We start from the raw sequence: 2,567 nt of genomic DNA, 5'->3' as shown, positions 1-2,567 counted from the left end.
CATATATAAAATTAAAATCTATTGCTCTATCAATTTGTCTAACTAAATGATTTTTAGGCACAAGAGCTTCTAAACTGTTAAATTCAATTTTAAATCTATTATCAGTATTTTTTTTAGTCATCATATTTATCACCCAATATTATTTTATAAGAAAATGGAAAGGCTGTCGACTTTGTCGACAGCCTGAAAAAAGAAATCTAAATAAACTTTAGATTTCTTTTTTGTAATAATTTTTATATATTTAAAAACTTTTCAAATCTACTTCTAACCTTATCCTCTCCCATAATTTGCATTATAGTATAAAGATCTGGTGTATTAGTTCTATGAGCTAGAGCAGATCTTACTGATGCTGCTACATCTGCTACCATTCCCTTAAACTCTTCTGGATTTTTTTTAAATGCTTTTCTATCTGAAGTATATCCAAGTTCTGCACCTACAGCCTTTAACTCATTAAACCAAGTTTCTTTATCTGTGTTAAAGCTATATGCCTTAGCATATGCTTCTATTATTCTTTTAGCTTCAGATAAATCCACATTCTTTGATAGTTCTACATCATGAGCTTTTTCTTTATCAAATAACTCATCAAAAAAGAAGAATATCTTCCCTCTTACATCACTCCACTTAGCAAAATCCTTTCTTGGTTTTGCACATTCTCTTTCTATATTAAAGATTTCCTTAACCATTTTTTCATTTGCTATAGATAATTCATACATTTCTTTATCATACTCTTTAGCCCAATTTATGTAATGGCTATAAACTTCTTCTGCTGTCATTCTACTTATAACATCTTTACTTACATCATTTAATTTAACTATATCAAATAACGCTCCACTTTTACTCATTTTATCTAAAACTACTAAAAACTCATGATAATCAGCCTTTGGATTTTCTGCTCTCCACTCTTCAAAAGTTGAGTTTATTATATTTAATAAATATTCAATTACAGATACCATTGGATATCCTTCTTCATCATAATAGCTTACAGCACTTTCAGCATCTTTTCTCTTAGAAAGCTTTCTCTTAGAACCACCATCTAATTTCATTATTGTTGGAATATGAGCATAGTTTGGTGCTTCAAATCCTAAAATTTCAAATAGCTGTACATGTATTGGAAGAGATGATAACCATTCTTCTCCTCTTATTACATGAGTAGTTCTCATTAAAGCATCATCTATAGCATGTGCAAAGTGATATGTGGGAAGACCATCGCCTTTAATTATAACTATATCTTGATTACTTTCAGGAAAAGAAATATCTCCTTTTATTAAATCATGAAACTCTACTCTGTTTTCTATATTTCCTGGTGATTTAATTCTTATTATATATGGAACTCCATTATTTATTTTTTCTATTGATTCCTCTTCAGATAAATTTCTATATTTAGCATATTCTCCATAATATCCTGGAGTTATTTTTTCAGCTATTTGCTTTTCTCTTAATTCATTTAACTCCTCTGGTGTTGCAAAACATGGATAAGCTAATCCCTTTTTAATTAAATCTTTAGCAAAAGATTTATAAATTTCTGCTCTTTGGCTCTGTCTATAAGGACCATAAGAACCTTTTTCTGTATTTTCACCAATCATTCCTTCGTTAAAATCCATACCAAACTTATGCATAGTTTTTATTGTATCTTCTATAGCACCTTCAACTTCTCTTTTTTGATCTGTATCTTCTATTCTTAAATAAAATATACCCTCTGATTGACTTGCTAATCTTTCATTTATTAAAGCTGCAAAAACTCCACCAATATGTTGAAATCCTGTTGGGCTTGGTGCATATCTAGTAACTACCGCACCTTCCTTTAATTCTCTCTTTGGATATTTCTCTATATAGTACTCTGGTGTCTTATCTATATTAGGAAATATTAATTCTGCTAATTTTTCAAAACTCATTGAATTTCACCTGTCCTTTCTATAATAAAAAAATCCCTTCATCCTAAAAACTTAGGACGAAAGAATTTACTTCCGCGTTACCACCTAAATTAATTAAATATAAAAATCTAATTCACTCAACTCTTATAAGGGTAGATACCCACAAGCATACTCCTTAAATACTTAACTTTTTGCTTGTAACTCAAAAGTTTCTTTCTATAGTATTAAATTCTAGGCTTACACTCTCCCTAGATCGCTTAATTTTAATAATCTATATACTCTTCTTTATCAACGTTTAATTATATTTAATTTTAATATATATCCTATTATAACTATCACATATATAAATGTAAATATATTAATTTAATTTTGTCAATCATTTATATACATAAATTTATAAAACAATTTTTTACTTCTTAAATAAAATATATCCCTTAATAATAGGGTACAAAATTAAAAATAACTTCTCTAATCTTTATTAAACATAAGAAATTCAGTATACTCTAGTTCTTAAAGCATACTCCTTAAGTAAATTATATAATGTAGGACAAAATTCTTTAACTTTACTCTCTAATGCTGTATTGGCAAAGTTAATTCCTTTTTTATCAGCTAACCTAGCAATTTGCTCTAAATTATATTCTTTAGCTATATATTGCATATAACTTTTATCTTCTAATTTAAACCATGTCCATAAAA

Annotated in this window: 2 protein-coding genes and 1 other annotated feature; both genes read right to left on the bottom strand. The window is 27.8% G+C overall.

The window, feature by feature from the left end; genetic code table 11:
• Nucleotides 1-233: 233 nt before the first annotated feature.
• Nucleotides 234-1,892: a glutamate--tRNA ligase gene (gene gltX, locus GBZ86_RS14825; protein WP_152891929.1), complete on the bottom strand. Its 1,659-nt coding sequence runs from the start codon at nucleotides 1,890-1,892 to the stop codon at nucleotides 234-236.
• 49 nt (nucleotides 1,893-1,941) lie between these two features.
• Nucleotides 1,942-2,172, bottom strand: a binding site (T-box leader).
• A 192-nt stretch (nucleotides 2,173-2,364) separates the two neighbouring features.
• On the bottom strand, nucleotides 2,365-2,567 hold a 203-nt coding region (locus tag GBZ86_RS17410; RefSeq protein WP_170272281.1), incomplete at its 5' end, for a hypothetical protein.

This window comes from Clostridium tarantellae (assembly GCF_009295725.1).
Taxonomy (GTDB): Bacteria; Bacillota; Clostridia; order Clostridiales; family Clostridiaceae; genus Sarcina; species Sarcina tarantellae.
The sequence above is the reverse complement of the archived record's forward strand: the minus strand, read 5'-3'. Positions and strand labels throughout refer to the sequence as shown.